At 34.0% G+C, this 2494-nt stretch carries 2 protein-coding genes; both read right to left on the bottom strand.

Features of this window, described 5'->3' with window-relative positions:
- Positions 1–326 precede the first annotated feature (326 nt).
- Positions 327–1058 carry a DsbA family oxidoreductase gene (locus ACUXEY_RS28055; RefSeq protein ID WP_166705528.1) on the bottom strand — a complete coding sequence of 244 codons (732 nt, stop codon included), beginning with the start codon at positions 1056–1058 and terminating at the stop codon, positions 327–329.
- Positions 1059–1234: 176 nt separating this feature from the next.
- Entirely contained in the window at positions 1235–2194 is a 960-nt protein-coding gene (locus ACUXEY_RS28050; RefSeq protein ID WP_461302074.1) for an alpha/beta hydrolase, read from the bottom strand.
- Positions 2195–2494 lie beyond the last annotated feature (300 nt).

Raw genomic sequence — 2494 nt, 5'->3', positions numbered from 1 at the left:
GTTAGTTTGTCTAGCATCTAAAAATAAAAATTGACGTTTCACGTTGTTTGTTTCGTTCAGTTTTCAAAGAACTACTTGGTCGCTCATTTGCGACTCCCTTATGTTAACATCTTCGTTAGTTAATGTCAACCAAGTTTTTTATTTCGTTTGCCGCGCTTTGCGTTATTGCATCGGCGACTTGTTCTATATTACACCTCTAACCTACAATCGTCAACATGTTTTTATAAAAAACTTCATTTTTTATAAACTTTATTTATATATCTCTTCTATAAGAATATATAAGCAACCCATAGAATACTCTATGGGTTGCTATTCCCTCATAAAAACTATTGTTCTTTTGAAGGTAACGAGCAACTTTCATCCGTACAAGACATATCGCTTCCACCTTCTGAAGAAAGCTCTTGTAACTTAGGTGTTGGATTCTCTTCTTCCCACACTTGCTGAAGTGCACCAACAAAAGTTTCAAGTGGTTGTGCACCTGAAATAGCATACTTTTGATTAATAATAAAATAAGGTACTCCTGAAATTTGATATTGCTGAGCAATTGCTTCATCAATTCTAACATCATTCGCATATGCACTTTTATCATGAATAACACGTAAAGCTTCTTGCTTATCTAAACCTGAAGCTTCAGCAATAGTAGCAAGCGTATCTACATCACTTAAATTTCTCGATTCTGTGAAATATGCAAAAAGGAGATTTTCCGTAATCTCTTTTTCTTTCCCTTGATCCTTTGCAAACTTCGCAAGACGATGTGCATCAAAAGTGTTCGTCGGCTTCATTTCATCAAAGTTAAAACTTAAACCCATACTAGCTGCATGATTTCCTAGTTGTACATTATTACGCTTAGCTTCTTCAATACTAATCCCATACTTTGATGCAAGTACTTCATTAATACTTGTTCCAGAATAGATTGGAGTATTTTGGTCTAATTCAAAACTTTTAAACTCAACTTCAACGTCCTTCTTATGCGGAAATTGCTCTAAAGCCATCTCTAATCTACGTTTCCCAATGTAGCAAAACGGGCATACGAAATCTGACCATACTTCAATTTTCATAGAAACACCTCATTAACATGTAGTTTTCAATCATTGTAGCACTGAGATTAAGGAATTCAAAAGTTTTTGCTCTATGCCCTCCATATAGTAGATACCTAATGAATAAAAAAAACGATAATCAAAAGAATAAACTATTATCCCTCTGATTATCGTATATAAACATGAAACAACTTTAATTATGCCGGAATATACTTCTCTACGAACTTCCATACAGTATTCCAATATTTATTTGAATCTACTTTCTCCGCTTCTCCATGTCCAGCACCTGGAACAATTAATTTCTCTTTTTCTACTTTTGCAGCATTATACACTTCATCTAACATTTCAAAAGGAACAAATGTATCAGCATCCCCGTGAATAAATAGCATAGGTGTTTTACTTTTCGCTACTTGTTTTATAGCTGAAGCTTCTTCTAAATCATATCCAGCTCTTAATTTTGTAACTGTATTTGCTGCATTCATAACAGGAAACTTCGGCAAGTGGAATAAATCTTTTAGTTGATAAGTAAATTCATCAATAACAGTTGAGTATCCACAATCTTCAATAATAACTTTAACGTTAGAAGGTAAATCTTCACCTGAAGACATCATTACAGTTGCTCCGCCCATCGAAACACCAAAGAGTGCTATTTCAGCATTAGGGTCTTTCTTTACAATTTGTTGAATCCAAATCAAAATATCTTTACGATCGTGCCAGCCCATCCCTATATAATCGCCTTCACTATTCCCATGCCCACGAAGGTCTGGCGCTATGACGTTATAACCTTGTTCATAAAAATTCCGGATATATTTCGTCATTTTCAATGCCTTACTATCATATCCATGAACTACAATCGCCCATTTATGGCTAGATTGTTCATTCATATATTCATAACCAGTTAATTTCAACTTATCGAAAGAATTTATATTCAATGTATTAAGTTTATGATTTGATACAAAGTTCGCATCCTTTTCTTCATTTGTAGCCAACACATCTCCCGATGCATTCACCGTTTCTACTAAGTGAGGATTGTCCTCTAAAAATTCTTTCTCTTGTTTCGCATTCAACGCATAATTGTAAAAATAATTCCCGACTAACATATAAGCAATTGCTAGAAGGACTAAAACTACTATAGTAATTACACCTATCTTTTTCATATTATCTCCTTAAAAAAATTTAAATCTTCCTATATTAAAGTATCTCGAAAAACAACTGTACTATTTTAACACACGGACAGATCGCTCCTACAAAAAATAAAATAGAAAATCTTAAACTACACATCGAAAATGATGAAAGAAAATGAATATGAGAGGATTAAAAGAATAAAGATTGCTTACTTGAGCCTAATAAGAAGTTAGAAACACAAAAAAGACGAGTCATTCTGACTCGTCTTAAAGTTGCTTGGCGACGTCCTACTCTCACAGGGACAAGGTCCCAACTACCATCGGCGCTAGAGA

Source organism: Bacillus sp. F9_6S_D1_P_5 (assembly GCF_054823925.1).
The sequence above is the reverse complement of the archived record's forward strand: the minus strand, read 5'-3'. Positions and strand labels throughout refer to the sequence as shown.

Excerpts from the sequence above, each read along its gene's own strand:
- ACUXEY_RS28055 (WP_166705528.1), bottom strand. The coding sequence starts at position 1,058 with ATGAAAATTGAAGTATGGTCAGATTTCGTATGCCCGTTTTGCTACATT.
- ACUXEY_RS28050 (WP_461302074.1), bottom strand. The coding sequence starts at position 2,194 with ATGAAAAAGATAGGTGTAATTACTATAGTAGTTTTAGTCCTTCTAGCA.